Origin of the sequence: Mycobacterium sp. (genome assembly GCF_035653355.1) — a bacterium.
Taxonomy (GTDB): Bacteria; Actinomycetota; Actinomycetes; order Mycobacteriales; family Mycobacteriaceae; genus Mycobacterium.
In genome coordinates this window covers 1-2,396 of record NZ_DASRBZ010000202.1, presented here as the reverse complement: position 1 = coordinate 2,396, position 2,396 = coordinate 1, and the positions used below count along the sequence as shown (strand labels likewise).

General features: G+C 65.4%; 2 protein-coding genes and 1 pseudogene. 2 read left to right on the top strand and 1 reads right to left on the bottom strand.

What is annotated here, in order from left to right; translation table 11 throughout:
* On the top strand, positions 1 to 807 hold an 807-nt coding region (locus tag VFA16_RS06890; protein WP_324967097.1), incomplete at its 5' end, for a DUF933 domain-containing protein.
* Here VFA16_RS06890 and VFA16_RS06885 read toward each other — a convergent pair.
* A pseudogene (locus VFA16_RS06885) lies at positions 804 to 1,376 on the bottom strand (ATP-binding protein); the annotation flags it as partial. The gene VFA16_RS06890 and the pseudogene VFA16_RS06885 overlap by 4 nt on opposite strands.
* A 346-nt stretch (positions 1,377 to 1,722) precedes the next feature.
* On the opposite strand from VFA16_RS06885, the gene VFA16_RS06880 reads away from it, so the two are divergent.
* A partial coding sequence (locus tag VFA16_RS06880) for a class I SAM-dependent methyltransferase (RefSeq protein WP_324967096.1) occupies positions 1,723 to 2,396 on the top strand: 674 nt, incomplete at its 3' end.

Here is a 2,396-nt window from a genome sequence, read left to right as displayed (position 1 = left end):
GTGTTCGACGATCCGGACGTACTGCACGTCGAGGGACGGGTCGATCCAGCCGACGACATCGCCACCGTCGAGACCGAACTGGTACTTGCCGATCTGCAGACCTTGGACCGCGCGCTGCCCCGGTTGGAGAAGGAGGCTCGCACCAACCCGAGGCAACGCCGCGCCGCGCTCGTCGCTGCTCAAGCAGCCAGGCAGGTGCTCGACAGCGGGCGCACCTTGTTCGCCGCCCGTGCCGAGCTAGACCTCACCCCGCTGGCGGAACTCAGCCTGCTGACCAGCAAGCCGTTCCTGTATGTCTTCAACGCAGACGAAGGTGTGCTCATCGACCCAGAACGGCAAGCGGAATTGCGCAAGCTGGTCGACCCGGCCGATGCGGTCTTCCTGGACGCCAAGGTTGAAGCTGAGCTGCTCGAGCTGGATCCGACATCGGCTCGCGAGTTGCTGGACTCAATCGGCCAGCCTGAGCCAGGTCTGCACGCACTGGCCCGGGCCGGGTTTCACACCCTGGGATTGCAGACCTTCCTCACCGCCGGGCCAAAAGAGGCGCGAGCGTGGACGATCCGGACCGGTGCTACCGCTGTCGAAGCGGCCGGGGTAATACACAGCGACTTCGCGCGGAGCTTTATCAAGGCCGAAATCGTGTCCTATGACGATCTCATCGCTGCCGGATCAATGACCGCGGCCCGTGCCGCCGGGAAGATCCGGATGGAGGGTAAGGATTACGTCATGGCCGATGGTGACATAGTCGAGTTCCGCACCGGATCAACCTCGCGGCGAGTGAAAATTGACCATCCTCCTGGGGTTTAGGATTCGTCGGCCGCGGCGGTGGGGACGCGGCCGATGTCTCGGTTTTTGAGTCGGTAGCTGTCTTCTTTCAGGGAGATCACTTCGGCGTGGTGGACGAGGCGGTTGATCACGGCGGCGGTGACTACGTCGTCGCTGAAGACCTCGCCCCGGCGGCCGAAGACTTTGTTGCTGGTGACGATCAAGCTCGCCCGCTCGTAGCGGGAGGACACCGGTTGGGAAAACAGGTTGGCGGCCTTGGCTTCGAACGGGATATATCCCGCCTCGTCGACTACCAGCAGCTGGTAGCGGTCCAGATTGGTCAGCTCGGCCTGCAGCCGGCCGGCGTGATGGGCCTCGGCCAGCCGGGCGACGCACTGGGCTGCGGTGGCGAAGGCCACCTGGTGTCCGGCCTGGCAGGCCCGGATGGCCAGGCCAATGGCCATGTAGGCCTTCCCGGTGCCCGAGTGGCCCGAGGAAGACGACGTTGTCTTTGGCGGTGACGAAACTAGCGTGCCCAGGTGGGCGATGAGGTCGCGTTTGAGGCTGCGGGCGTAGTCGAAGTCGAACTCCTCCAATGACTTGCGCGCGGGTCAAAAACGCCTCCACAGACAACCCCCTCTCATCCCTCCTCGGCTCGACGGTGCGAGCCAGGCTCAGCGAACAAGGTGGCAAAATTCGGATGCCACGCCGGGGTCAGTTTTCGCGTGCCGTCGACAACAATCCCAACGCCATGCGCATCACTTACGGATGGTGCTACGGCACAGGTGTGCGTCGCGGTTCCTGCTGCCCGGATTCGGCACTCGGTTCCAGGAAAAGTTGGGTTTCCCTGCCACGACCCGACCGGCTGGTGGTCGCGCGGGCTTGACGTGACCCTCCGAGAGGGGTTTGGCTCAGGCTGTGCAATTTGCGGTCCCGGCCGAGCATTACGATCGCTTCATGGGCCGCTATGCGCCCACGCTGGCCACCGCGCTGGCCGACACCGCCGGCGTGACCTCCGGAATGCGGGTCCTCGATGTGGGCTGCGGGCCAGGTGGTCTCACTCAAGAGCTTGTCCGGCGCGTTGGTGCCAGGCGCGTCGCGGCGATCGATCCCGCGCCACAGTTCACCACAGCATGTCGCGATCGCCTTCCGGGTGTCGACGTCCACGACGGCGTTGCCGAAAAGCTGCCCTGGGCAGACGGGGAGTTCGACGCGACGCTGTCCTCGCTGGTGCTCGGATTCATGAGCGATCCCGACCAGGGCGTGCGAGAAATGGCACGCGTCACACGGCCGGGCGGCACGGTTGCGGCCTGCATGTGGGATACCACGGCGGGCGGGATGACCATGCTGCGGATCTTCTGGACCGCGGTGCGACAGCTCAACCCCGATGTCGAGGGTGAACGGCGGATGGCGGGCACCGCCGAGGGCGACATCGCGGAACGGTTCAGGGGCGCTGGCCTCGAAGACGTCACCAGCGGCGCACTCACCGCTCGCGCGGACTATAGCGGGTTCGACGACTTCTGGGAGCCGTTCACGTTCGCGGTCGGACCCGCCGGTCAATACTTGACCACGCTGACCGGCGAGCAGCACGCGCGTGTGCGCAAGGCATGCCGGTCAGCCCTCCCGGAGGG